This is a genomic window from Caulobacter sp. SRI_008 (assembly GCF_057586355.1).
In genome coordinates this window covers 1-24,291 of record NZ_JBYCZS010000029.1, presented here as the reverse complement: position 1 = coordinate 24,291, position 24,291 = coordinate 1, and the positions used below count along the sequence as shown (strand labels likewise).

The 24,291-nt window shown below is 68.5% G+C and carries 22 protein-coding genes, 1 tRNA gene and 1 pseudogene; 16 read left to right on the top strand and 8 right to left on the bottom strand.

Annotation, left to right across the window (positions count from 1 at the left end):
* Positions 1-7: 7 nt before the first annotated feature.
* Together AC2YHT_RS21745 and AC2YHT_RS21740 are read right to left on the bottom strand one after the other, a co-directional pair.
* Positions 8-901: an NAD(P)/FAD-dependent oxidoreductase gene (locus AC2YHT_RS21745; protein ID WP_487291962.1), complete on the bottom strand. Its 894-nt coding sequence runs from the start codon at positions 899-901 to the stop codon at positions 8-10.
* Positions 891-1,355, bottom strand: coding sequence for an RrF2 family transcriptional regulator (locus AC2YHT_RS21740; protein WP_487291961.1), 465 nt, complete (start codon positions 1,353-1,355; stop codon positions 891-893). The genes AC2YHT_RS21745 and AC2YHT_RS21740 overlap by 11 nt, the downstream gene beginning before the upstream one ends.
* A 427-nt stretch (positions 1,356-1,782) precedes the next feature.
* Between AC2YHT_RS21740 and AC2YHT_RS21735 the strand changes: the two genes are divergently transcribed.
* From AC2YHT_RS21735 to zapE, 7 genes are all read left to right on the top strand, one after another.
* Positions 1,783-3,318 carry an MFS transporter gene (locus tag AC2YHT_RS21735; RefSeq protein ID WP_487291960.1) on the top strand — a complete coding sequence of 512 codons (1,536 nt, stop codon included), beginning with the start codon at positions 1,783-1,785 and terminating at the stop codon, positions 3,316-3,318.
* An 8-nt stretch (positions 3,319-3,326) separates the two neighbouring features.
* Entirely contained in the window at positions 3,327-5,684 is a 2,358-nt protein-coding gene (locus AC2YHT_RS21730; RefSeq protein WP_487291959.1) for a glucan 1,4-alpha-glucosidase, read from the top strand.
* Between the two features lie 246 nt (positions 5,685-5,930).
* Positions 5,931-6,347 carry a DUF5990 family protein gene (locus tag AC2YHT_RS21725; RefSeq protein ID WP_487291958.1) on the top strand — a complete coding sequence of 139 codons (417 nt, stop codon included), beginning with the start codon at positions 5,931-5,933 and terminating at the stop codon, positions 6,345-6,347.
* 82 nt (positions 6,348-6,429) lie between these two features.
* Positions 6,430-7,431, top strand: a complete 1,002-nt coding sequence (locus tag AC2YHT_RS21720; protein ID WP_487291957.1) for a leucine-rich repeat domain-containing protein — start codon at positions 6,430-6,432, stop codon at positions 7,429-7,431.
* Positions 7,432-7,480: 49 nt separating this feature from the next.
* Complete coding sequence (locus AC2YHT_RS21715) at positions 7,481-8,788, top strand: DNA recombination protein RmuC (RefSeq protein WP_487291956.1); 1,308 nt, start codon at positions 7,481-7,483, stop codon at positions 8,786-8,788.
* Between the two features lie 8 nt (positions 8,789-8,796).
* Complete coding sequence (gene def, locus AC2YHT_RS21710) at positions 8,797-9,318, top strand: peptide deformylase (RefSeq protein WP_487291955.1); 522 nt, start codon at positions 8,797-8,799, stop codon at positions 9,316-9,318.
* A 270-nt stretch (positions 9,319-9,588) separates the two neighbouring features.
* A complete protein-coding gene (gene zapE / locus AC2YHT_RS21705) occupies positions 9,589-10,707 on the top strand; it encodes a cell division protein ZapE (protein ID WP_487291954.1) in 1,119 nt (372 codons plus the stop codon).
* Here zapE and AC2YHT_RS21700 read toward each other — a convergent pair.
* Both AC2YHT_RS21700 and AC2YHT_RS21695 read right to left on the bottom strand, forming a co-directional pair.
* A pseudogene (locus AC2YHT_RS21700) lies at positions 10,704-10,781 on the bottom strand (hypothetical protein); the annotation flags it as partial. The gene zapE and the pseudogene AC2YHT_RS21700 sit on opposite strands and share 4 nt — an antisense overlap.
* Before the next feature lie 96 nt (positions 10,782-10,877).
* Complete coding sequence (locus tag AC2YHT_RS21695) at positions 10,878-12,311, bottom strand: sensor histidine kinase (protein WP_487291953.1); 1,434 nt, start codon at positions 12,309-12,311, stop codon at positions 10,878-10,880.
* A gap of 180 nt (positions 12,312-12,491) precedes the next feature.
* Here AC2YHT_RS21695 and sdhC point away from each other — a divergent pair, with 180 nt between their 5' ends.
* The 6 genes from sdhC (at position 12,492) to AC2YHT_RS21665 (ending at position 17,706) form a co-directional block, all read left to right on the top strand.
* Positions 12,492-12,899 (top strand): succinate dehydrogenase, cytochrome b556 subunit, encoded by a 408-nt coding sequence (gene sdhC, locus AC2YHT_RS21690; RefSeq protein WP_487291952.1) that lies wholly within the window; start codon positions 12,492-12,494, stop codon positions 12,897-12,899.
* A 2-nt stretch (positions 12,900-12,901) separates the two neighbouring features.
* Positions 12,902-13,303: a succinate dehydrogenase, hydrophobic membrane anchor protein gene (gene sdhD / locus AC2YHT_RS21685; RefSeq protein ID WP_110119586.1), complete on the top strand. Its 402-nt coding sequence runs from the start codon at positions 12,902-12,904 to the stop codon at positions 13,301-13,303.
* On the top strand, positions 13,303-15,090 hold the full coding sequence (sdhA, locus tag AC2YHT_RS21680) for a succinate dehydrogenase flavoprotein subunit (protein ID WP_487291951.1): 1,788 nt from the start codon (positions 13,303-13,305) through the stop codon (positions 15,088-15,090). Before sdhD ends, sdhA begins: the two co-directional genes overlap by 1 nt.
* Positions 15,091-15,100: 10 nt before the next feature.
* A complete protein-coding gene (locus tag AC2YHT_RS21675; RefSeq protein ID WP_110119588.1) occupies positions 15,101-15,883 on the top strand; it encodes a succinate dehydrogenase iron-sulfur subunit in 783 nt (260 codons plus the stop codon).
* Between the two features lie 243 nt (positions 15,884-16,126).
* Complete coding sequence (locus tag AC2YHT_RS21670; RefSeq protein WP_487291950.1) at positions 16,127-17,356, top strand: NAD(P)/FAD-dependent oxidoreductase; 1,230 nt, start codon at positions 16,127-16,129, stop codon at positions 17,354-17,356.
* Positions 17,357-17,385: 29 nt separating this feature from the next.
* Positions 17,386-17,706, top strand: coding sequence for a 2Fe-2S iron-sulfur cluster-binding protein (locus tag AC2YHT_RS21665; protein ID WP_487291949.1), 321 nt, complete (start codon positions 17,386-17,388; stop codon positions 17,704-17,706).
* Positions 17,707-17,886: 180 nt separating this feature from the next.
* Here AC2YHT_RS21665 and AC2YHT_RS21660 read toward each other — a convergent pair whose 3' ends face one another.
* The gene (locus tag AC2YHT_RS21660) at positions 17,887-18,177 is read right to left on the bottom strand and encodes a DUF6916 family protein (protein WP_110119591.1); all 291 of its coding nucleotides are present in this window, start codon (positions 18,175-18,177) and stop codon (positions 17,887-17,889) included.
* A gap of 647 nt (positions 18,178-18,824) precedes the next feature.
* On the opposite strand from AC2YHT_RS21660, the gene AC2YHT_RS21655 reads away from it, so the two are divergent.
* The 3 genes from AC2YHT_RS21655 to AC2YHT_RS21645 are packed head-to-tail and all read left to right on the top strand — an operon-like array spanning position 18,825 to position 22,052.
* Positions 18,825-18,950, top strand: a complete 126-nt coding sequence (locus tag AC2YHT_RS21655; protein WP_487291948.1) for a hypothetical protein — start codon at positions 18,825-18,827, stop codon at positions 18,948-18,950.
* Positions 18,937-20,223: a tetratricopeptide repeat protein gene (locus AC2YHT_RS21650; RefSeq protein ID WP_487291947.1), complete on the top strand. Its 1,287-nt coding sequence runs from the start codon at positions 18,937-18,939 to the stop codon at positions 20,221-20,223. The genes AC2YHT_RS21655 and AC2YHT_RS21650 overlap by 14 nt, the downstream gene beginning before the upstream one ends.
* A complete protein-coding gene (locus AC2YHT_RS21645; RefSeq protein ID WP_487291946.1) occupies positions 20,220-22,052 on the top strand; it encodes an FkbM family methyltransferase in 1,833 nt (610 codons plus the stop codon). The genes AC2YHT_RS21650 and AC2YHT_RS21645 overlap by 4 nt, the downstream gene beginning before the upstream one ends.
* Before the next feature lie 66 nt (positions 22,053-22,118).
* On the opposite strand, the gene AC2YHT_RS21640 is transcribed toward AC2YHT_RS21645, so the two are convergent.
* The 3 genes from AC2YHT_RS21640 to AC2YHT_RS21630 all read right to left on the bottom strand — a co-directional run bounded on the left by AC2YHT_RS21640 (position 22,119) and on the right by AC2YHT_RS21630 (position 24,173).
* A complete protein-coding gene (locus tag AC2YHT_RS21640) occupies positions 22,119-22,313 on the bottom strand; it encodes an Arm DNA-binding domain-containing protein (protein WP_487291945.1) in 195 nt (64 codons plus the stop codon).
* Between the two features lie 174 nt (positions 22,314-22,487).
* Positions 22,488-22,563 (bottom strand) — tRNA-Thr (locus AC2YHT_RS21635).
* Between the two features lie 41 nt (positions 22,564-22,604).
* On the bottom strand, positions 22,605-24,173 hold the full coding sequence (locus AC2YHT_RS21630) for a heme biosynthesis HemY N-terminal domain-containing protein (RefSeq protein ID WP_487291944.1): 1,569 nt from the start codon (positions 24,171-24,173) through the stop codon (positions 22,605-22,607).
* Positions 24,174-24,291: the final 118 nt, after the last annotated feature.

The window sequence follows — 24,291 nt, the reverse complement described above, 5'->3', positions numbered from 1 at the left end:
CGGGGGCCTACCCGAACACCAGCGACCGGTGCGCGCCGACCCCCGCCAGCACCCCGTCGGCGGAAGCCAGGGTGGCGTTGTGGTTGGCCCTCGCCGCGTCGCCGGCGGCGAAGACGCCCGGCGCGCTGGTGGCCTTCCAGTCGTCGACGGCGATCAGCGGACCCAGCGGGCCGTCCTCGAAGGCGCAGCCCAGGCGCTGGGCCAGCGGGCTGGCCATGCGCACGGTCGGCGAGGCGAAGATCGCCTCGATGGCGACGATCCGGCCGTCGGCCAGGCGGGCGCCGGACAGCGCCGGCTCCTCGCCCAGCAGCGCGACCACCGGAACCTCCTCGATCGCCACGCCGCGCGCGGCCAGCTTCGCCCGGGTGTCGTCGTCGATCGGCAGGCCCTGGCTGAACAGGGTGGTCGGCCCCCAGTCGGGCAGCATCTGGGCCTTGTGGGCGTCCATGGCGCTGCTGGCCAATACGCCCAGCCTTTGGTCGCGCGCCTCGTAGCCGTGGCAGTAGGGGCAGTGCAGCACGCTGGCGCCCCAGCGGGGCTTGAGGCCGGGAATCTCGGGCAGCTGGTCGGCGACGCCGGTGGCCAGCACCAGGCGTCTGCCGCGCACGGTGCGGCCGTCGCTGAGGGCCACGGTGAAGGCCTCGTCTTCGGCGCCGGCGTCGCGCGCCTCGCCCTCGACGAACGACACGGTCGGATAGGCCGACAGCTGGCGGCGGGCTTCGCGCAGGATGTCGAACGGCGCCTTGCCGTCCTGGCCGAGGAAGCCGTGCGAGGCGTCGGCGAAGCGGTTGCGGGGCAGGCCGGCGTCGACCACCAGCACGTCGCGGCGGGCGCGGGCCAGCTGCATGGCGGCGGACAGGCCGGCGAAGCTGCCGCCGACGACGATGACGTCATGACTCATGGTGGGGGTCCTTGCAGCCGGCCGCCTGCAGCACGACGCGGCGGGGGCCGATCTCGGCGGCCAGGTCCGCCAGGGTGATGTTCGACAGGCGCGCGTCCAGCAGCCGGCGAGCCTCGGACACGGCGTCGTCCAGGGCGGCGTTGACCGCCTGCTCGACGACGCAGCCGGGGCTTTCCTCGGCCTTGCCCAGCGCCAGCACCGGCTCGTCCAGGGCGGCCTGGATGTCGGCCAGGCTGACGGCGTCCAGCGGTTTCAGCAGGGTCCAGCCGCCGCCGTGGCCCTTGGTCGAGCCGACGATGCCGGCCTCGCGCAGGCCGGCGAAGGTGCGGCGGATGACCACCGGATTGGTCGCGGCCCAGCCGGCCAGGACCTCGGAGGTCAGGGCCTTGTCGGGCTGTTCGGCCATATGCAGCAGCACGTGCAGGGCGACGGAGAGGCGGCTGTTCCGTTTCATGTAATAATATATGTTACGTGATTGGGCGGGGCGCAAGGGGGATTGCCCTTTTGCTGATGCCTTCCCCCCAAGTCGCCTTCCTGGGCCTTGTGCCCAGGATCCATCGCACCGCCGCTCAGATCGTGGATGACCGGCCGGGGTCTTGGCGGCTGAACCATGGACCCTGGGCACAAGGCCCAGGGAGGCGGATCTGTTGATGCAAATTTGTGAGAATTATTGCTGTTCCTGAGTGTGACGTTCGCGGCGACATCCCCGTGAACATCAGCCGACACGGCCGCTATCCCACCATTTTTCCCATGAATCCGGCCGAAATCCCACTTCCTCATTGCATCGCTCCCCGCCCCATGCACAAATGCCCGTCGCAAAGCGCATTGCAAAAACTTGCGCAAACGGCCGGGAAAACCGGCGGCGTCACGGCGGGGAAGCGATGACCAAGGCCAGGCTGAGCCTCTTCCAGATCTGGAACATGTGCTTCGGGTTCTTCGGGATCCAGATCGGCTTTGGCCTGCAGAACGCCAACACCAGCCGCATCTTCCAGACCCTGGGCGTCGAGATCGACCACCTGGCCATCCTGTGGATCGCGGCCCCCGCCACGGGCCTGCTGGTGCAGCCGATCATCGGCTACCTGTCCGACAAGACCTGGGGGAAGCTGGGTCGCCGGCGGCCCTACTTCTTCTGGGGCGCGATCCTGACCACGGCCGCCCTGATCCTGATGCCCAACTCGCCGTCCCTGTGGATCGCGGCCTCGGCGCTGTGGATCATGGACGCCTCGATCAACATCACCATGGAGCCGTTCCGGGCCTTCGTCGGCGACAACCTGCCCGACGAGCAGCGCTCGACCGGCTACGCCATGCAGAGCTTCTTCATCGGGATCGGCGCCGTGCTGGCCTCGTGCCTGCCGTGGATCCTGACCAACTGGCTGGATGTGGCCAACACCGCCCCGGCCGGCCAGATCCCGGACTCGGTGCGCATCGCCTTCTACGTTGGCGGCGCGGTGCTGCTGGCCTCGGTGCTGTGGACGGTGTTTTCCACACGCGAATACAGCCCCGAGCAGATGGCCGCCTTCGAGGACGCCGAAGCCGCCGCCAAGGGCGAGGCGGTCGCCGTCGAGGCGCAGGCTGAAGGCCGCGGCGTCGCCGCCTACCTGACCGGCGGCGTGGCCTGGACGATCGCCGGCCTGGCGGTCGCGGTGGGCGTCTACGCCGCCCGGCTGGAGAAGGAGCTCTACGTCCTTTCGGCCCTGATCGCCGGCTTCGGCGTGGCGCAGCTGGTCGCCGGCCAGCTGAAGGCGGGCGGGCGCACCCGCAACGGCTTCTCCGAAGTGGTCGAGGACCTCTTCGCCATGCCCTCCACCATGAAGCAGCTGGCCGTCGTGCAGTTCTTCTCGTGGTTCGGCCTGTTCGCCATGTGGATCTACACCACGCCCGGCGTGGCGGCCTTCCACTACGGCGCTACCGACACGGCTTCGGCCGCCTACAACGCCGGCGCCGACTGGGTGGGGGTGCTGTTCGGGGTCTATAACGGCGTGGCGGCTCTGGCGGCCCTGCTGATCCCGGTCATCGCCCGCGCGACCAGCCGCCGCGTCGCCCACGCCCTGTGCCTCGTTTTGGGCGGGCTTGGCCTGCTGTCGTTCCTGGTCATCCGCGACCCCAAGCTGCTGATCGTCGGCATGGTAGGCGTCGGCTTCGCCTGGAGCTCGATCCTGTCGGCCCCCTATTCGATCCTGTCGGGCTCGGTGCCGGCGCGGAAGATGGGCGTCTATATGGGCATCTTCAATTTCTTCATCGTCATCCCGCAGCTGCTGGCCGCCACCGTGCTGGGCCTGCTGCTCAAGACCTTCTTCGGCGGCCAGGCGATCTATGCGCTCGTGCTGGGCGCGGCCTCGTTCCTGATCGCCGCCGTCGCCGTCTTCGCCGTCAACGACCCGGGCGAGCCCAAGCGGCTGGCCAAGTCTGCTTCGTGAGGCCCCTTATGCGTACCCTCAAGACCCTGATCCTGGCCGCCTCGGCCCTGACCGCCGCCGTCGCCACGACCGCCTGCGCGGCGGAGCCGGCGACGACCTGGGCCTATTCGGCCAAGACCGCCGTCGGCGCCTCTTACGAGGCCTATGTCGACGGCGCCTACAAGGACGGCGGCCGCACCGGCGCGGTGTCGAAGGTGTGGTTCTCGGTCGCCGACGGCGTGCTGACCGAGACCATGTACGGCCTCATCCACGAGGCCCAGATCAAGCAGATGCGGGTCGCCGTGAAGACCGCCGACGGCTTGGCGGTCGAGGGCCGCGACACGACCGCCAAGACTGAATATCTGTATACGGACAAAAAGGGCCGCCCGCTGTCGCCGGCCTACAAGATCACCACCACCGACAAGGCCGGCCGCTTCGTCATCGAGAAGCGGATCTTCACCGATCCCGACCGCAACGCCCTGTTCCTGCGGGTGACGGTCAAGGCGCTGAAGGGCCCGGTGACGCCGTTCCTGGTGCTGGAGCCGCACATGGCCAACACCGGCGGAAACGATGTCGGCTCGGCCGGCGCGCAAGGCCTGACGGCCGGCGAGGGCAAGGTCTACCTCACCCTGCGCGGCGACCGTCCCTTCGCCAAGGCCGCCGCGGCCAAGCTGGAAGGCAATGACGCCCTGAAGATCCTCGACGGCGGCGTGCTGGAGGGCGCTTCGGAAGCCAAGGGCGCGATCGTCCTGGCCGCCCAGCTGCCGACCCTGGCGGCCGGCGAGGCGACCTATGACTTCGCCATCGGCTTCGGCGCCGATCCGGGCGCCTCCAGCCAGACGGCCATGGCCAGCCTGAAGACCGGCTATGCCGAGGTGCTGGCCCGCTATAACGGCGAGGGCGAACGGGTCGGCTGGGCCGACTACATCGCCTCGCTGTCCGAACTGCCGCGCGTGGCCGCCCAGAGCGCCGACGGCGGCAAGCTGGCCTATGCCAGCGCCCTGATGCTGAAGGTGCAGGAAGACCGCACCCACGCCGGCGCCCTGATCGCCTCGCTGTCCAACCCGTGGGGCGACACGGTGGACGCCGTCCGCCCCTCGACCGGCTACAAGGCCGTCTGGCCGCGCGACTTCTACCAGTGCGCCATGGCCCTGGCGGCCCTGGGCGACAAGGAAACCCCGCTGGCGGCCTTCCACTATCTGCCCACCGTGCAGGTCGGTCCCAAGACCCCAGGCAACAAGGGCGCCGGCGGCTGGTTCCTGCAGAAGACCGAGGTCGACGGCACGCCCGAGTGGGTCGGCGTCCAGCTGGACCAGACGGCCATGCCGATCATGCTGGGCTGGAAGCTGTGGAAGCTGGGCTGGCTGTCGGAAGCCGACCTTGCGGCCTACTACGCCCGCATGATCAAGCCGGCCGCCGACTTCCTGGTCGATGGCGGCAAGGTCAACATCGGCTGGAACCACGAGACCATCGTCCCGCCCTTCACCCAGCAGGAGCGCTGGGAGGAGCAGGACGGCCACTCGCCCTCGACCACGGCCGCGGTGATCGCCGGCCTCGTCACCGCCGGCGACATCGCCGATCTCGCGGGCGACAAGGCCTCGGGCGACCGCTACCGCGCCACGGCCGACGCCTATTCGGCCAAGGTCGAGGCGCGGATGTTCACGACCAGCGGCAAGTTCGGCGACGGGTCGTACTTCATGCGCCTGAACAAGAACGAGGATCCCAACGACAAGGCCCCGATCGGCGCCGCCAACGGCCAGATCGCCCCGCCCGAGGACGAGGTCGTGGACGGCGGGTTCCTGGAGCTGGTCCGCTACGGCGTGCGCCGGGCCGACGACAGCCACATCGCCGGCAGCCTGCCGGAGCTGGACGACACGGCGCGGGACGACCTCTACCGCGTGCGCTACGACTTCAGCTTCCCGGGCGTGAAGGGCGAGTTCCCCGGCTGGCGGCGCTACGACGTCGACGGCTATGGCGAGGACGCCAAGACCGGCGGCAACTACGGCGAGGGCGGCGAGATGAGCCCCGGCCAGCGCGGCCGGGTGTGGCCGATCTTCACCGGCGAGCGCGGCCACTACGAACTGGCCCTTGCTCAGGAAAAGGCGGCCGCCGAGAAGGGCAAGGTCGGCAAGGGCCAGATCGACGCCATCCGCGCTCGCTACGTGAAAGCCATCGAGCTCTTCGCCAATGACGGCCTGCTGATCCCCGAACAGGTCTGGGACGGCGTCGGCGCCGACGCCCGCCCCCCCCATGTGAAGGGCGAGGGCACGGACTCGGCCACGCCCCTGGCCTGGTCGCACGCCGAGTACCTCAAGCTCTTGCGTTCGCTGGCCGACCGCCAGGTGTGGGATCGCTACGAGCCGGTGGCCGCGCGCTACGCGAAGTAGGGGGCGGGAGATCGATATCCATCTGCTCGCGTTCCCTCATCCCGTCTTTCCCCGCGCAGGCGGGGACCCAAGCTGACGCTCAGGAAGAGGCGCGGCCGCGGATGATCTGCCGACTCGGCTTGGGTCCCCGCCTGCGCGGGGAGGCTCGATGAAATATCGGCCCGGGCCTTGGATGTGGATCGGAGGTTGGGCGGTTTCGCCCGGGCGCGGGGTCGTCTACGACTTCATGCGGGAGGACCCCTCGCCATGACCGGTCAGCCGATCACGCTGAGGCTGCGCATCCAGGACCCGGTTCCGGGCGTAGCCTACAGCCTGCAGGACAAGAAGAACCATCCCGTGGGGCCGGCAGTCGCCGGCGACGCGCCGCTCGCCCTCGACGTCTCCGTGCGCGTCGCGCCGGGACCTCGGTTTCTGGGCGAGTTCGTCCGCAGCGAAGGCCCCAGCCGGCGGTTCGTCTACATCGCCATCGGAACCTCGGCCGGCGATCACGCCTCGCCCTGGAGCCGGCGCGCCAAGATCGACATCCACACGATCCCGGCCGACCTGCTGGCCAAGGCGCTGGACGGCGCGGTGCTCGAGGTCCTCCTGCCCGGCAAGGCCAAGGACGGCGGCCCGGCCTGCGCGACGGTGGTTCCGCTTGAACAATGGCGCGTGGTGGACTGACGCTCGACGCATCGCGCCGCCTTCGTGGGTCACGGCCAAGCTTCGGCTTGTTCGCCGGACGCGCGTCTGCAAGGCTCCACCCATGACGGTGGAGCCCCGCATCAGCAACCCAGCGGCGATCGAGGCCGAGGACATCCGGCGCATCCTGGCGGCGGGGCGCGAACCCATCGTCCAGTTCTCCACACCCCCATCAGCCGACATGCTGGAACGGGTGAACGAACTTTGCCGGACTTTCGACGAGGCGCTGGAGGTGCGGTTCTATACTCACTTCGACAGCGTGTTCGACGCCGACCTCCTGGCTCTCCTGCCGGACGTTCGATGGCTGACGCTGGACTGCCTGAGGCGGATCGACAACGTCGAGCGCGTCGCCGACCTGCCGCGCCTGACCCGCTTCGGGTTCGGCGTGGAGGATTTCGACCGGCCCAATTTTCTGGACCTGCTGCCGCTGGAGCGGCTGACCCACCTGTCCGTGGGTGAAAATATTCGACGCGACTTCGACCTGTCGCCCCTGGCCAGGGCGCAGGCCCTGACCGACCTCCAGATCGTCGGCCATACGCGGGGCATCGAGGCGGTGGCGGGGTTGAAGCAGCTTCGCGCGCTCGACCTCAACAGCATTCCCAAGAAGCAGGACCTGGACTTCGTATCGGAGGTGACCGGCCTGCGATCGCTGCGGCTGGTCCTCGGCGGTCGTGACGCCATCGACGAGGTCCGGCACGAGGGGTTGGAGGCGCTGGAGATCATCCGCGTGCGAGGGCTGGCCGGCCTGGGGAGCCTGACGCGCTTTCCCCGCCTGCGCCGTCTTCACGTCGAGGACCAGATCCGTCTCGCCGCGATCGACCTGGCCGGCCCGCCGCTGGAGGAGGTCTTCGTGCTGAACTGCAAGACGCTCGCGACCCTTGCAGGTGTAGCCGCGATTCCAACCTTGCGGCATCTGCGGGTCTATCGGGCCGCGCTGGACCTGGACGTCCTCGCGACCCGCGACTGGCCGTCGGCGATGGAGGTGCTGGCGCTCTATTCAGGGCGGGTGAAGGAAGACCTCGGGCGCCGCGCCCTGCTGGACGCCCGGGGTTACCGCGAGTTCTAACCAGTCCGTGCGCCTTTCTATGGCCCTCGACTCCGGCTAAGAACGGAGCATGAACGCCGTTGACCCCTACCTGATCCTCGCCCTCGTCTTCCTGGTCGCCGCGGCCGGGGCGGTCGTCTGGGCGCTGATGGCGCAGCGCAAGGCCGCCAGCGCCGAGCAGGAGGCCTGGCGGCTGGGCGCCCAGCTGGAGCAGGCGCTGGAGCGCCACCGCATGCTGGAGGACCAGTCCAAGACCCAGATCGAGCTGATCCGCGCCCAGGCCGAGAAGAGCGCCCAGGCCGTGGCCGAGCAGCTGATCAAGCGGGCCGACGAGAACGCCAAGAGCCGCGACCAGCTCACCCACGCCCGCCTCGAGGCCCAACTGAAGCCGGTGGCCGAGACCCTGGCCAAGTTCGAGGCCCAGGTCACCGCCGTCGAGAAGTCGCGGGCCGAGGAGAGCGGCGGGCTGAAAGCCCAGATCGCCGCCCTGATGGAGGCTTCGGCCGCCACCCAGACCGAGGCCCGCAAGCTGTCGGCCGCCCTGCGCCGGGGCGCGGGCGTGCAGGGCCGCTGGGGCGAGCAGATGCTGCGCAACGTGCTGGAGATGGCCGGCCTCAAGCACGGCGTCGACTTCACCGAGCAGGTGTCGCTGGACGGTGGCCGCGTGCGTCCCGACGTGGTGGTGCGGATGCCGCGCAACGCCGCCTTCGTCATCGACGCCAAGTGCTCGCTGAACGCCTATCTGGAAGCCCAGGACGCGGCCGACGACGTGGCCCGCGAGGCCGCCTATCTGCGCCACGCCGCATCCTTGCGCGAACACATCAAGTCGCTGTCGGCCAAGGCCTATTGGGACGCCCTGGAGGTCTCGCCCGACTTCGTGGCCATGTTCGTGCCCGGCGACGGCATCCTGGCCGCGGCCCTGGAGCGCGCGCCCGAGCTGATGACCGAGGCCATGGAGAAGCGGGTGATCATCGCCACGCCCTCGACCCTGTTCGCCCTCTGCAAGGCGGTGTCCTATGGCTGGCGCGTCGAGGAGCAGGCCAAGAACGCCGTCGAGGTCGCCGCCCTGGGCCGCGAGCTCTACAAGCGCGTCGCCGACATGGGCGGCCACGTGGCCGGGGTGGGTCGCTCGCTGTCGCAGGCGGTCGACAAGTACAACGCCTTCGTCGGCTCGCTGGAGAGCCGGGTGCTGCCCAAGGCCCGCGAGTTCGAGAAGCTGAAGGTCGAGCACGGCGGCAAGGGCATCGAGGAGCTGACGGCCGTCGATACGGCCGTGCGGCCGGTGACCAAGCTCGAAATCGCGGCCCCGGATAGCCAACCGACGGACGAGGTGGGACAATCGCCCGCCTTGACCCTCGGAAACGGGACGCCTACCTGAGTGACGTTATGGCCATCCGTCGCATCCTCACCATCGATAACGCCGCCGATCTGGCGACCCTGAAGAAGATCTCCACCCCCGTGGAGGCCGTCACCGACGACCTGCGCGTGCTGATGGATGACATGCTCGAGACCATGTACGACGCGCCCGGCATCGGCCTGGCCGCCGTGCAGGTGGGCGAGCCCGTGCGCGTGATCGTCATGGACCTGGCCCGCGAGGGCGAGGAGCCGGCCCCGCGCTTCTTCGTCAATCCCGAGCTGTTCGACCCGTCGGAAGAGCTTTTCGCCTACGAGGAAGGCTGCCTGTCGGTGCCGGAATATTACGACGCCGTCGAGCGTCCGGCGAAGATCAAGGTGCGCTACCTGAACTACCAGGGCGAGCCGGTGGAAGAAGAGGCCGAGGGCCTGTTCGCCGTCTGCATCCAGCACGAGATGGACCACCTGGAAGGCGTGCTGTTCATCGACCACCTGTCGCGCCTGCGCCGCGACCGCGCCATGGCCAAGGTCAAGAAGGCGCGCCGGGCGGCTTGATCGCCTGACGCAGCGTTTCAATGAAAAGCCCCGGTCCGCAAGGCCGGGGCTTTTTCTTTGCCCCTCTCCCCTTGCGGGAGAGGGTGGCCTCGCAGCGCGAGGTCGGGTGAGGGGTCTCTCAAACCTGTCCGCCGCGACGGCGGAACGACTGGGTACGGCGTTTGACTTCTGAGAGACCCCTCATCCGACGCCTTCGGCGCCACCTTCTCCCGCAAGGGGAGAAGGATCGGGGTTTCCCCGCAGCGCTTCCCGCGCTAACCCGCATCCGCAATGCCTCAGTCCGTCCGCACCGCCTATCGTGAGCGCCTCGCCGCCGGCGAGCTTCGTCCCGACGTCGCCCAGGCCGCCGCCATCGAGGCCCTGGCCCGGCTGGAAGCCGATCTCGACGGGGCCGGGGAGCCCAGTTTCTCGTTCTTCGGCCGCAAGCCCAAGAGCCAGCGCGGCCTCTACATCTGGGGGCCGGTCGGGCGCGGCAAGTCGATGGTCATGGACCTGTTCTTCGACAGCGCCCCGGTGCACCGCAAGCGGCGCGTCCACTTCCACGTCTTCATGGCCGAGGTGCACGCCCACATCGACGCCTGGCGCAAGGGCGACGCCGCCGACCGCAAGGCCCGCTTTGGCCGCCACAAGGGCGACGACCCCATCGCGCCGACGGCCGAGCTGATCGCCGACCAGGCCCGGCTGCTGTGCTTCGACGAGCTGCAGGTCACCGACATCGCCGACGCCATGATCCTGGGCCGGCTGTTCGAGGCCCTGTTCGCGGAAGGGGTGACGCTGGTGGCCACCTCCAACCGCCCGCCGGACGACCTCTACAAGGACGGCCTCAACCGCCAGCTCTTCACCCCCTTCATCGCCATGCTGAAGGAGAAGATGGAGGTGGTGGCCGTGCGCGGGCCGGTGGACTTCCGCCTCGACCGCCTGCGGGCCGGCCGCACCTGGCTCTCGCCCGTCGACAAGACCACCGAGGCCGAGTTCGACGCCCTGTGGGCCGACATGCTGGACGGCGCCGAGGAGACCGGCGCGACGCTTGAGGTGATGGGCCGCAAGCTGCGCCTGCCGCGCGCCGCCGGCGGCCTGGTGCGCAGCTCGTTCGCCAGCCTGTGCCAGCAGGCGCTGGGGCCGCAGGACTACCTGGCGCTGGCCGCGCGCTTCCACACCATCTTCCTGGAGGACATCCCCCTCCTGGTTCCGGAAAAGCGCGACGCGGCCAAGCGCTTCAACACCCTGATCGACGCCCTCTACGAAGCCGACGCCAAGCTGGTGGCCCTGGCCGCCGGCGAGCCCGAGGCCCTCTATCCGGCCGGCGACGGCTCGTTCGAGTTCGAGCGCACGGTCTCGCGCCTGCAGGAAATGCGGTCGGCGGACTACGTGGCGCGGGTGCGGGACTAAATCCCTCTTCCATAGGGAGAGGGAGGGGCCCGCCGCGAAGCGGTGGGAGGGTGAGGGGTTTCACCGTTGGCCGGGAAATCCAAAGCCGCGCTTCATTCGGTGAGTTTGTTACCTCTCACCCTCCCACGCCTTCGGCGCGGGCCCCTCCCTCTCTCAAAGAGAGAGGGATTCTAGAACACCCGGTCCAGCGACACCGTGAACCGGCACGTCAGCCCCGTCTCCGCATAGTCGATCGCCACCTCGCCGCGCAGTTCGGCGCCGATGCTGCGTTCGATCAGGCGCGAGCCGAAGCCGCGGCGGGCCGGCGCGGCCGCCGGCGGGCCGCCGGTCTCGCGCCATTCGAAGCGGAGCGCGCCCGGCGGCTCGACGCTCCAGCCCAGATGCAGCTGGCCGGCCTCGACGCTCAGCGCCCCGTACTTGGCGGCGTTGGTGGCCAGTTCGTGGAACACCATGCCCAGCGACAGGGCCACCCGGGCGGGCAGGTTGACGTCCGGGCCGTCCATGACGATGCGGGCCGCATCGTAGGGCGCCAGTTCCTGGGCCAGGATCGGGCGCAGGCCCGCCCCCGCCCACTGGCTGTCGGTCAGGGCGTTGTGGGTTTGGGACAGGGCGAGCAGCCGCGCCTCGAAGGCCCGCACGAAGGCTTCGGGTTTCTCGACCCCGCGCAGGGTCTGGCGGGCGATGGCCTGGACGGTGGCCAGGGTGTTCTTGACCCGGTGGTTCAGCTCGTCGAGCAGCAGGCGCTGCTGTTCGCCGGCCAGCACCTTGTCCGTCACGTCCGAGCCCTCGACCAGCACGCCCGACACCGCGCCGTCGGCCTCGACGATCGGCTGGTAGATGAAGTCCAGGAAGCGGTCCTCCAGCGGACCGTCCGGGGTGCGCTGGAGGGCGACCTTGATCTCGCGGCCGACGAACGCCTCTCCGCTGGCGCTGACCCGGTCGAGTAGGGCGATGAAGCCCTGTTCCACCACCTCGGGCAGGGCCTCGCGCAGGGGCAGGCCGACCACGTCGCGCCAGCCGATCAGCTGGCTGTAGGCGTTGTTGACCAGGTCGATGCGGTGGTCGGGGCCGCGCAGCACGCCCATGAAGCTGGGCGCCTGCATGAACAGACGGCGCAGGTCCGCGCTCTGGGCCTCGGCGGCGCCGGCCCGCAGCAGCACGTCGTCCTGCAGCATGGTCATCTCGCCGCGCCCGAAGGCCACGTCCTTCAGCCGCTGGATGGCGGTGACGTCCTGGGTGTGCTGGACGATATAGGCCGTGCGGCCGCCGGGCCCGGGAATCGGCGTGTGGGTGGCGCTCCAGATGCGGTCCTCGAAACCGCCGCCCAGATGGGCGGGCCGCTCGATGGCGTAGGGGATCAGCGGCAGGTGGTCGACCTTGCCGCTGTCGCGGGCGCGGACCAGCGAGTCTTCCACGCGGGCGCGCGACTCGCCCTGGCTGGGGAAGGCCTCGAAGACATGCAGGCCGGCGATGTCGTCCCAGCGCCGACCCAGGGCGTCGAGATAGGCCTGGTTGGCCGCCACGTACCGCAGGTCGCGATCGAGCATCATGTACGGGGTCGGAAGCCGGTCGAACACGGCCTCGAAATCGATCGGCCCGGTCATCCCCTGGATGTTTCTCCCCATCGGCAGCCAGCCATAACGCAAGCTTGGCTTGAGCGGTTCCTGCATTCACTCGCCAGGCGAATTGAGAACGTATCTCAAGTAATGGCCGTTTCGTTGACACCCCGGCGCTCGCGCTTAAAAGCGTCCCGCAACGCACAAATCCACAGGTTGGACGTAAAAATGACCGAGACCAGCCGGGGGCTCCCAGAGCGTCCGCTGTCGCCGCACCTCCAGGTCTGGCGCTGGCACATCACCATGGCGTGCTCGATCCTGCACCGCGCCAGCCTGTTCGCGCTGTATGTCGGCGTCCTGCTGCTGGCGGGCTGGGCCCTGTCGCTGGCCTCGGGTCCCGACCACTACGCCTGCTACACGGGTCTGCTGGGCTCGCTGATCGGCAAGCTGCTGCTGTTCGGCATCACCGTCGCGGTCTTCTACAACGTCGGCTACATCGTCCGTCAGAGCTTCTGGGACCTGGGCAAGGGCTTCGCGCCCAAGACCGCCGACATGACCGGCCTGGCCGTGATCGCCTTCGCGATCGTCGCCGCCGCCGTCACCTGGATCATCGCCGCCGCGACCGGAGCGATCTGACCATGAGCACCTCCAACAGCCCCTTCCGCACCCCGCTGTCGCGCGCCCGCGGCCTGGGCGCCGCGCACCACGGCGTGAGCCACTTCATCTCCGAGCGCATCTCGGGCCTGGCCCTCGTGCCGCTGTTCATCTGGGGCGCCTTCGCGGGCATCCGCCTGGCCGGCGCCGACTTCGACACCGTCGCGGCCTGGGTGGCGATCCCGCTGAACGCCGTCCTGCTGTCGCTGCTCTTCGTGGCCCTGCTGGTCCACCTGAAGAACGCCATCCAACTGGTCATCGAGGACTATGTCGAGGCCTTCGCCCCCAAGGCGGCGCTGGTCATCGGCAACCTCTTCGTCTGCATTCTCGCCGGCGCCGTGGGGATCGTCTCGATCCTGAAGATCGCCTTCACCGGAGCCCTTTGATGTCGGCCTACACGTTCATCGACCACAAGTTCGACGTCGTCGTCGTGGGCGCCGGCGGCTCGGGCCTCCGCGCCGCGCTCGGCGCCGCGCAAGCCGGTCTCAAGACCGCCTGCATCACCAAGGTGTTCCCGACCCGCAGCCACACCGTGGCGGCCCAGGGCGGCATCTCGGCCTCGCTCGGCAACATGGGCCAGGACGACTGGCGCTGGCACATGTTCGACACCGTCAAGGGTTCGGACTGGCTGGGCGACCAGGACGCCATCGAGTACCTGACCCGCAACGCTCCGGCGGCGGTCTATGAGCTCGAGCACTGGGGCGTGCCGTTCTCGCGCACGGCCGAGGGCAAGATCTACCAGCGCGCCTTCGGCGGCATGACCAAGAACTTCGGCGAAGGCCCGATCCAGCGCACCTGCGCGGCGGCCGACCGCACCGGTCACGCTATGCTGCACACGATGTACGGCCAGTCGCTGGCCCACGACACCGAGTTCTTCATCGAGTACTTCGCCCTCGACCTGATCATGGAAGACGGCGCCTGCCGCGGCGTGACCGCGTGGAAGCTCGACGACGGCACCCTGCACCGCTTCCAGGCCCAGACCGTGATCCTGGCCACCGGCGGCTACGGCCGGGCCTACTTCTCGGCCACCTCGGCCCACACCTGCACGGGCGACGGCAACGCCATGGCGCTGCGCGCCGGCCTGCCGCTGCAGGACATGGAATTCGTGCAGTTCCACCCCACCGGCATCTACGGCGCCGGCTGCCTGATCACCGAAGGCGCCCGCGGCGAAGGCGGCTACCTGACCAACTCGGAAGGCGAGCGCTTCATGGAGCGCTACGCCCCGTCGGTTAAGGACCTGGCGCCCCGCGACATGGTCAGCCGCGCTATGACCATCGAGATCCGCGAAGGCCGCGGCGTGGGCCCCAACAAGGACCACATCTTCCTGCACCTCGACCACCTGGATCCGAAGATCCTGGCCGAGCGCCTGCCGGGCATCTCGGAGACGGCGAAGGTGTTCGCCGGCGTCGACGTGACCAAGGCCCCGATCCCGGTGCTGCCGACCGTCCACTACAACATGGGCGGCATCCCGACGAACTACCACGGCGAAGTGGTCACCAAGGCCGGCGACAACCCCGACCAGGTGATCCCGGGCCTGATGGCCGTGGGCGAAGCCGCCTGCGTGTCGGTGCACGGCGCCAACCGCCTGGGTTCGAACTCGCTGATCGATCTGGTGGTGTTCGGCCGCGCGGCCGGCCTGCGCTGCGCCGAGACCCTGACCCCCGGCGCCAAGCAGCCGGAACTGAAGGCCTCGCACACCGAGGCGCACGTCGCGCGCTTCGACCGCATCCGCAACGCCAACGGCTCGACCCCGACCGCCGAACTGCGCCTCGAAATGCAGAAGGCGATGCAGGAAGACGCCGCCGTGTTCCGCACCGGCGAGAGCCTGGACAGCGGCGTGGCCCGCCTGCAGGCCGTCTGGGACAAGAAGAACGACGTCAAGGTCTCTGACCGCGGCCTGGTGTGGAACACCGACCTGATGGAGACCCTGGAGTTCGACAACCTCATCGGCCAGGCGGTCGTGACGGTGAACGGCGCGGCCAACCGCACCGAGAGCCGCGGCGCCCACGCCCGCGAGGACTACTCCGACCGCAACGACACCGAGTGGATGAAGCACACCCTGGCCTGGCTCGACAACGAGACCGGCAAGGTGAAGATCGATTTCCGTCCGGTGCACAACTACACGATGTCGACCGACATCGACTACATCCCGCCGAAGCAACGGGTTTACTAGGGGAACGCAGATGGTCCAGCTCTCTCTTCCCAAGAACTCCCGCGTTCAGAGCGGCAAGCACTGGCCGGCCCCGGCCGGCGCCAAGACCGTGCGCTCGTTCAAGATCTACCGCTACGATCCCGAAACCGGGATGAACCCGCGGTGGGACACCTACGACGTCGACGTCGAGGCCTGCGGCCCGATGGTCCTGGACGCGCTGCTCTACATCAAGAACACCATCGACCCGACCCTGGCCTTCCGCCGGTCGTGCCGCGAGGGTGTCTGCGGCTCGTGCGCGATGAACATCGGCGGCCGCAACACCCTGGCCTGCACCCACGGCCATGGCGAGGTGCCCGGCAAGGCCGTGCAGATCAGCCCGCTGCCGCACGTGCCGGTGGTCAAGGACCTGATCCCCGACCTGACGCTGTTCTACGCCCAGTACGCGTCGGTCGAGCCGTGGCTGCACACCACGACCCCCGAGCCGCAGAAGGAATGGCGCCAGTCGCCGGAAGATCGCGAAAAGCTCGACGGTCTCTACGAGTGCATCCTCTGCGCCTGCTGCTCGACCTCGTGCCCGAGCTACTGGTGGAACGGCGAGAAGTACCTGGGCCCCGCGGCCCTGCTGCACGCCTACCGTTGGCTGATCGACAGCCGCGATGAAGCGACCGGCGACCGCCTCGACGACCTCGAGGACCCGTTCAAGCTCTATCGCTGCCACACGATCATGAACTGCGCCCAGGTCTGCCCGAAGGGGCTGAACCCGGCCAAGGCCATCGCCTCGATCAAGAAGATGCTGGTGGAGCGCGTGGTCTGACGACCACGCCTTCGTCGCTCTTTTCGATGATCCGGAAGCCTCGCCGCCCTGCGGCGGGGCTTTCGCATATGGGGCGCATGAGGGGCGGGCTGTTCGCCTGCCGCACTTTCCGGACGGTGCTCTTCACGGCGGCCTCCGTGCTGTCTATGGCTGGTGGCGGACATACCTTCGGCCCGGCTTGCAAAAGATGACGGGGTCGTCAATTTTGTCGTGCGGGAGGCAGACGCGTTGAGTGAAGCGGTCGTGAGCGATCCTAAAGCCAAGGTGGTGATCGTCGGCGCGGGCCATGCCGGCGGTTCGGCGGCGGCCTTCCTGCGTCAGTACGGGCACGAAGGCCCGATCGTGCTGATCGGCGAGGAGCCGCTGCTGCCCTACCAGCGCCCGCCGCTGAGCAAGGCCTGGCTGAAGGGCGAGGCCGACGCCGACTCCCTCGCGCTGAAACCGCAGGAATGGTACGCCGAGGCCAATGTCGCCCTGCGCCTGCAAGGCGTGGCGACCAGCCTCAACCGCGGCGCCCGCACCGTGACCCTCGCCTCGGGCGAGGTCATCTCCTACGATTTTCTGATCCTGGCCACCGGCGCCCGCGCCCGCGAGCTGCCGATCCCCGGGGCCGACCTTTCCGGCGTGCTGGCCCTGCGCACGGCGGCCGACGCCGAGGCCCTGAAGGCCGCGCTGGGTCCAGGCAAGCGCCTGGCCGTGGTCGGCGGCGGCTATGTCGGCCTGGAGGCGGCGGCCTCGGCCCGCGCCCTGGGCGCCGAAGCCACCGTCATCGAGCGCGAGAGCCGGGTGCTGGCCCGCGTGGCCTGCGAGACCCTGTCGACCTTCTTCCAGGACTATCACGGCGCCCGTGGCGTCACGTTCGAGCTGAACGCCAATGTCGAGGCCTTTGAAGGCGAGGGCGGTCGCGTCACCGGCGTGCGCCTGAAGGGCGGCGAGGTCGTGGCCTGCGACGCGGCCCTGGTCGGCGTCGGCGCCCATCCGAACGTCGAGCTGGCCCAGGACGCGGGCCTGGAGTGCACCGGCGGCATCGTCGTCGACCTGGAAGCCCGCACCAGCGACCCGCACGTCTTCGCCATCGGCGACGTCGCCCACCGGCCGCTGCCGATCTACGAGCGCCAGTTCCGGCTGGAGAGCGTGCCCAACGCCCTGGAGCAGGCCAAGCAGGCCGCCGCCGCCATCGTCGGCCGCGCGGGCCCGCCGCCGGAACTGCCGTGGTTCTGGTCCGACCAGTACGACCTCAAGCTCCAGATCGCCGGCCTGCCGTTCGACGCCGACAGCACGATCGTGCGCGGCGACGTGGCCGCCGCCAAGTTCGCCGTCTTCCACCTCAAGGGCGACCTCGTCCAGGCCGTGGAAGCCGTCAACGCGCCGCCTGAGTTCATGGCCGGCAAACAATTGATCGCCAAGCGGACGCCCGTGTCTAAGACAAAGCTGGCGGATCCGGCGATATCCATGAAGGAAGTGGCGGCCTGAAAGCCGCCCTCTAACTACGCAGGGGAACCATGGCCAAGATCACCTACATCGAATTCGACGGGACCGAGCACGTCCTCGACGTCAAGCCGGGCCTGACGGTCATGGAAGGCGCCGTGAAGAACAACGTGCCGGGCATCGACGCCGACTGCGGCGGCGCCTGCGCCTGCGCCACCTGCCACGTCTATGTGGACGACGCCTGGACCGGCAAGACCGGCGACAAGTCGGCCATGGAGGAGTCGATGCTCGACTTCGCCGAGAACGTCGAGCCCAACAGCCGCCTGTCCTGTCAGATCAAGGTCAGCGACGCCCTCGACGGCCTGGTCGTGCGCCTGCCGGAAAGCCAGCACTGACGCTCAGATCCTTCTCCCCTTGCGGGAGAAGGTGGCCTCCCGGAGGGAGGTCGGGTGAGGGGTTGCACGTACAGAAACGCCGCAGCGGCTGTTCAGCCGCCGCGGCGTTTCGCGTCTGAGAGACCCCTCATCCGTCGGCTACGCCGACACCTTCTCCCGCAAGGGGAGAAGGGAGGGTTTCTAGTTATAGACCGCCTGGTAGGTCACGCCCTGGGCGTCGCGGCCCAGCGGCACCAGGAACATGTCCACCTCGCCCTGCACGGCGTTGCGCACCCGGTAGACGGCCTGGGGCAGCACGTGCTGCACGTTCGACTTGAACACCAGGCTGAACGGCGCGCGCTGCGAATTGGGATCGTGAGCCTTCAGCGGCTGGATGTCGATCAGGGTCAGGTGCATCGACCCGCCGGCGACCAGCAGCTCGTAGGTCGTGTTGGCCTGAGCGCCGAAGCTCTGCATCTGAAGCAACTGCATAGTGGTCCTTCCCCCTCTACCAGCGGCGCGGCGTCGACCGTCCAGCGCGCATCCGGAACAGGGCTGCACTTTGGCGCGCGGCCGCGAACCGCGCAACCGCCGAGCTTTGTGCAAATGCGCACGGCAGCCCAAAGCGCCCCGGGCGAAGCCGGTATTGGAACCTGGAAACGGGAGAGAGTGGCGCCTAGGGACTACGCTGGTTCGACCATTACGCCCCCGAGAACGAAGCCGTTTCGGTCTAGGCGCAACTTGCCGGACTGATAAGCTGTGACTCAATCTACGGAAAGCTAGGCGCTACTGTGAGCAAGGGTGGTCTGGCAATCCACGTGGGAACGGCTTGGCGCCCCTGGGACCCTTGGCGCCGGTTCTGATGATGTGTACTGGCCCTATGTAGAGGCAACCCTAAGTCCATATCGACTGCATTTCTGGTTCATTTCAGCAACCGGGCCGCGACCTCTGAGCGGTTGCATAAACTATGTAAGGCCTGAGACGGATCTGCCGGGGCGGAGTCCCCATGGGGTGAGGAGGGTGACATCGATACCAAAGACGCCATCGCCGGTATCATTCGGCAGAATGCACCCGAGGCCGGCAAGCTGGCGCCGGAGACACGGCTGGCCGATATTCCCGATTGGGATTCGATCTGCCAAGTGAACACCATCCTTGCGATCGAAGACGAATTGCAGGTCACCGCCGGCCTCGAACAGACCTTCGAGCTCGAGACCGTCGGCGAGGTCGTGGACTTGTTCGACCGGCTGGTGAATGACGCCCGCTGACGCCCGGCCGCTCGTCTTCATCGACGGCAACTGCCAGGGTCAGGCCCTGGCGGCCATCCTGCATCATTCAGGGCTGGCGCAAGCATATGCGGTCGGTGGCGATATCGGCTTCGTGCCCAGCTATCGCGAAAACGCCTGCCTGTACGTGGCCGAGACCCAGGTCGCATCCATGATCCAGGCCGCACGCCGGGCTGGCCGCTACGTGGTCCAGGCCACCCAGTCGACCCCGACAGCCGATGGGGCCGTCCTGTCCTATTCCGGCGATGTCGACCTGATCGTGCGTTATCCGCAACTGCAGTTCTATGCCCAGAGCCCCGGCGAATTCGCATCGCATTTCGGCCGAGACCTGTCCGCCGGCCGGCTCTTTCCCTTCGACCTGTCGACGGTGAAAGTGTGCCAGGACCGCGCCGGATCGACGACCGATTTTGCCCTGGCCATGAAAACGACCGGCCTGGAAACGCCCCTGTTTCACAGCGCCCTGCATCCCGGAGGCTTTCTGACATCACGTCTGGTCGCCGACCTCGCCGGTCAGCTTCCCGGCGCGGAACCCGCCGCCATCGAAGCCGTCGTTGGCGGGATCGCGGCCGGCGAAGGGATGAACTTCATCAGTTGCCATCCCGTGCCTCGGGCCCGTCAGGCCGAGTTCGGCGCCGAATGGCGGTATCCCTACCCATTCTATGCCGACCTTCTGTCCCGGGCGGCGCAAGGCGACTGGGCGTGGATCATGGCCCGCGCCGACGAGGCGGCGGCGCTGCTTCCCGCGGATACCCAGACGTGGAATGTATTATCCTTGGCGGCTTTGGCGACGGGCGACGACGCCCTGGCCAGCCTCGCGCTCGATCGGCTGCTGTCCCTGTCGCCCGGATTCAACGAGTATTGGCGGCGGGCCTTTGACTTCTGCCGGCGCCGCGGCGACGCCGGCTTCGCGGACCTCGTCGAACGCGCCCGCGCCTTTTTCGGCGACCAGCGCCAGTATGACAACGTCATGTCGCGCGCGTTCTGCGAACGCGGGCAGTGGACGCAGGCCGAGTTCCATGCCCGCGCCTATCTGGAACAAACGCCCGAACGTTTCGAAGGGCTGGCGCCCCTGCTGTCCGTCTACGCCCGCAGCGATCGGGCCCAGGACGCCCGCGCTCTCGCCCTCGAAGTCGCGCGCGGCTGCCCCGCCAACCGGTTGGCCGAACTCAAGGCGGTCCTGTCTGAAGCGCCCGGCGTCGACTGGACCGACATCACCGCGCCGGACCTCTCTCCCTCCAGCCATGTTGCTTCATGACCAACGAAGACGACCTTGAGGCCCTCATCAAGGCTGCGCCGCCGCCGGCCATGGTCAGCCTTACCGTGACCTCGCGCTGCAACCTGCGCTGCGTCATGTGCCATCACTCGCAATCGCGCATCAAGAAGCAGGACATCGGCGACGAGGTCATCGCCAAGCTGGCCAGCCATATGCGTTCGGCATCGGCGATCGATCTGACCGGCCTGGGCGAAGCCTGGTTGAGCCCTCAGTTTCGTCCGATCCTCAACCTGTTTCCGGTCGAGGCCAGCGCCCAAGACCGGGATTTCAAAATCTCGTTCAATTGCAACGGCACGCGCTTCGACGACGCCGATATCAGCCTCCTGCTATCAAGCGGCGTCCGCAAGATCCGGATATCGATAGACTCCGCCAATGCCGAACGCTTCGAAGCCCTTCGCGGCGTCGCCCTGGACCATGTCCTGGGACAGGCCGGCCGCCTGATCGCCGCCAAACAGGCTAGGGGAGGACTGTATCCACTGATAGGCGTCCAGATGACGCTGATGAAGTCGAACCGCCACGAACTGCGCGCTATGGTCGATCTGTGCACGGATCTTGGCGCCGACTTTCTCGACATCTGGTCGCTCAATGAACTTGAAACCGAGGTCGCCAAGACCTGGACCGTGGGGGCCTTCAACTACGAGGCCGAAAAGGTCAGCAATGTCCCCGGCGAAGAGCTTGAGGCCCTGACCGAAAATGTCCATGCCTATGCGGCCGAGTGCGGCCTGTCGTTGTTCACCGCTCTCCTGGGCAAGACGCGATGGAGCGAAGGCTATCCTGGCGAGGACTGGGGCAACTACGATCCAGTGAGGTGGAAACCGCAATCCCTGCGGTGCCCTCTGCCCTGGCAGGTCCAGCGCTCCCACTATGACGGCGAGGTCCATTCCTGCTGTTGGGGGACGAAGCCGATCGCCGACCTGCGCGAAGTCTCTGCGGAAGACGCCTGGAACGGCCCGGCCATCCAGGCCATGCGCCGCGACCTGATCGAGGGCCGCATTCCCGAACCATGCAGCGGCGCCGGCTGCCCCTATGTCCTGGGCAAAACGCGCGGCGAACAGCGCGCCGAAGAGATCCGCCGACTAACCCCGATCGAACTCAACTTGTTCAACGAATTGCTGACCCAGGAGATCATGCGCCAGCATGTCAGGCCGGGCGACGTGGTGATCGATGCCGGCGCCAATGATGGCGCCCATGTCCAATTGTTGAGCCAACTGGTAACGCCCGACGGCCGGGTCCACGCCTTTGAACCCAATCCCGACCTGCTGGCCCGGCTGTCGGGGATCGCGCCCAATGTTCGCGTTTGGTCGCTGGCGCTCGGCGCTGAATTCGGGGTCCGCGACTTCCATATCCCGGAACTGGATACCGAGCAGGCCTCCTTGGACGCAGAAGCCGCGCGGCGCGGCGGCCATGCGATCACAACCCGTTCGGTGATCGAGGCGCGGCTCGACGACCTGTCCGAGGCGGTGCAAAGTCACGTCGCCTTCGTCAAGATCGACGTCGAAGGCCATGAGTTGCAGGCGTTGTCCGGGATGCGCGACATGCTCGCGCGCGACCAGCCTGTGGTCGTCTATGAAAACAATACCGAGGCGATCAACCAGTTCTGGAGCTCGCTGGGCTATACCGTTTACTTCCCCGCTGCGGACCAGCGCGTCGCCACGCCGAACGTCGTGGCGATCCCGCCGTTCGAAGGCGTGCTGCCGCACGATATGCTGGTGGCGGACACCGCCGTCGACCATGTTCTCAGCGAGGTGAAGAGGCGCCTGGCCCGCGGCGGCGACAAGCTGATCGACCGGATCTCTTCTGTCGATATCTGAACGATATCTACATCCAGAATATATTCAACGAATACACAAGCGCGTGGGAAAGCGGCTATCGCGATTTTAGGCTCCAAACGATAGCCGCTTCTCAATTCTCTTTGGCTGGCCGCCCTCATCAACACCGTTGACGCGGAATTTCATTCGCCAGAGCAACCCGCCCGAAGGCGACACGAGAAGAAACAGGCCTTTCTCGTCGGCGCGCTTGTAGGTTTTGGCCTGGGGCTTCGCCGCACGGATCGCCGCATCGGTCAGGGCCATTTGGGGGTATCTGGCTTTGGCGTTTTCGAAATACCCCCAGAAGACCCCCCCAAAGAGGCGCGACTGCGGGCGAACGCCAGCGAACGCCAGCGATCGACAGCGGCCGCTGAAGCCTAAAAACTTTAATTTTGTTGGGCTTTTCCACGCATCGGCGACGCGTGGCAAAAAGGGTGGTGGTGCCGCCTAGGTGACTCGAACACCTGACCTACGCATTACGAATGCGCCGCTCTACCGGCTGAGCTAAGGCGGCCCACGGCCCGTCTGGCGAGATTCGCCGGGCGGAGGGAGCGCCTATTTAGCGGGGCGCGGGCCGCTTGCCAAGCGCCGTCGTGCGCCTGTGTTGCGACGGGGCGCCGGAGCCGGTCCGGGAGCGTCCGGCGAGGGCGGATCGTCGAGTCCGCCGGCGTCGTCCAGGCCTGGGTGGTCAAGGAACGGGATCAGGGCGCCGCCGGTCTCGGCCGCGTGCACGAAGGCGGTGGATTCGGCGTAGGCCGACTGTCCGTAGGCCGAGGGCAGCTCGGGCAGGTCGCTCATCGTGCGCTCGCGGCGCTCGAATCGCGGATGCACCAGTTCGCCGGTCTCGGCGTAGCTGGCGGCCAGGCGGGCCCAGTCCTCGCGGCCGTAGGCGAAGGCCTGGCCCTCGGGGTCCAGATCGCTCCAATCGGGCTCCTGTGGGGCGGCGACGCCCCGGGCGACCCAGGCGCGGGCCTCGTCGGGCTCGCCGTTGGCGAAGGCCACCCGGGCCATCAGCCCGGCCAGGCGGGCGGTCGGGACGGGCTCGTCGGGCAGCAGGCGGGCGGCGGCGCTGGCGGCGGCGGGATCGCCGGCGACCAGGGCGCTCTCGACCTTGAGGATGCGGCTTTCGCGGGCCTCGGGCTTCAGCTGGGCCAGGGCGGCCAGGCGCGCGGCGCGGGCCTTGGGCGTCTCGCTGGTCTTCAGGTCGCGATAGGCCAGCCACAGGGCCGGGTGGGGCGCGCCCTTCCAGGCGGCCTCGATCAGGGTTCCGGCCTTGGCGGCCTTGCCGTCGGCGGCCAGCAGGCGGGCGGCCATGACCACGCCCGGGGCGAAGTCGGGCTTCAGCTTCACCGACTGCAGGGCGAAGTCGAGGGCCTGCGAGAGGCTCTTGGGCTCGTCGGACTCTTCGAGACTCGCGGCGGAGGCGGCCAGCAGGGCGGCGCGGGCGCGTTCGGCGACGGCCGGCGAGACGATCTTGCGCTCCTGGCCGCCCTGCACCAGCTGCAAGGCGGCCGCCCAGTCGCCGGCCTCCAGCTTGGCTTCCAGCAAGGCGCGCCAGGCCCACAGGGCCGAACGGGCCAGGCCATATGCGGTCTCGGCGTGGCGCAGGGCCAGTTGGCGGTCGCCTTCGGCCAAGGCCAGCTGCATCAGGCCGCGCAGGCCGGCCAGCCGCATCTCGGGAAAGCCCAGCATGGCGTTCCAGGCCTGCCGCGCGGCGACGTTGTCGCCGGCCGCTTCGGCCGCCTGGGCGGCTAGCACCCGCACCAGGGCTGGGGCGTCGTCGTTGAGGTCGGCGGCCTTCTGGGCCAGGCGGCGGGCTTCGGAGCCGTCGCCGGCGGCCACGGCGAGAAAGCCGCGCGACAGGGCCTCGGTCGCTTGCTTGCGGCGGGCCTCGGCGCGGGCGCGGGCGGCGCGGGCGGGGGCCTCGATGATCCACAACAGGCCGCGCCACAGGGCGGCGGCGACCAGGGCCAGCAGCAGGGTCAGCAAGGCGGCGGCGGCGGCCGTCATCTCGACCCGCCAGCCCAGCCACTCCAGGCTGGCCGCGCCCGGCTCGCCGGTCAGCGAGACCACGACGACGGCGACGACGGCGATGACGACCAGGGCGAAGAGGGCGCGGATCATTGAGTGCCCCCGGCCAGCCGCGCGTCGGCCTGGCTGCGCTGCACCTGGACGAGGCCGGTCAGGGCCTGCTGGCGGACCGAGGCGACCAGGCGGTCGATCTCGGCCCGGCGCTCGGCCT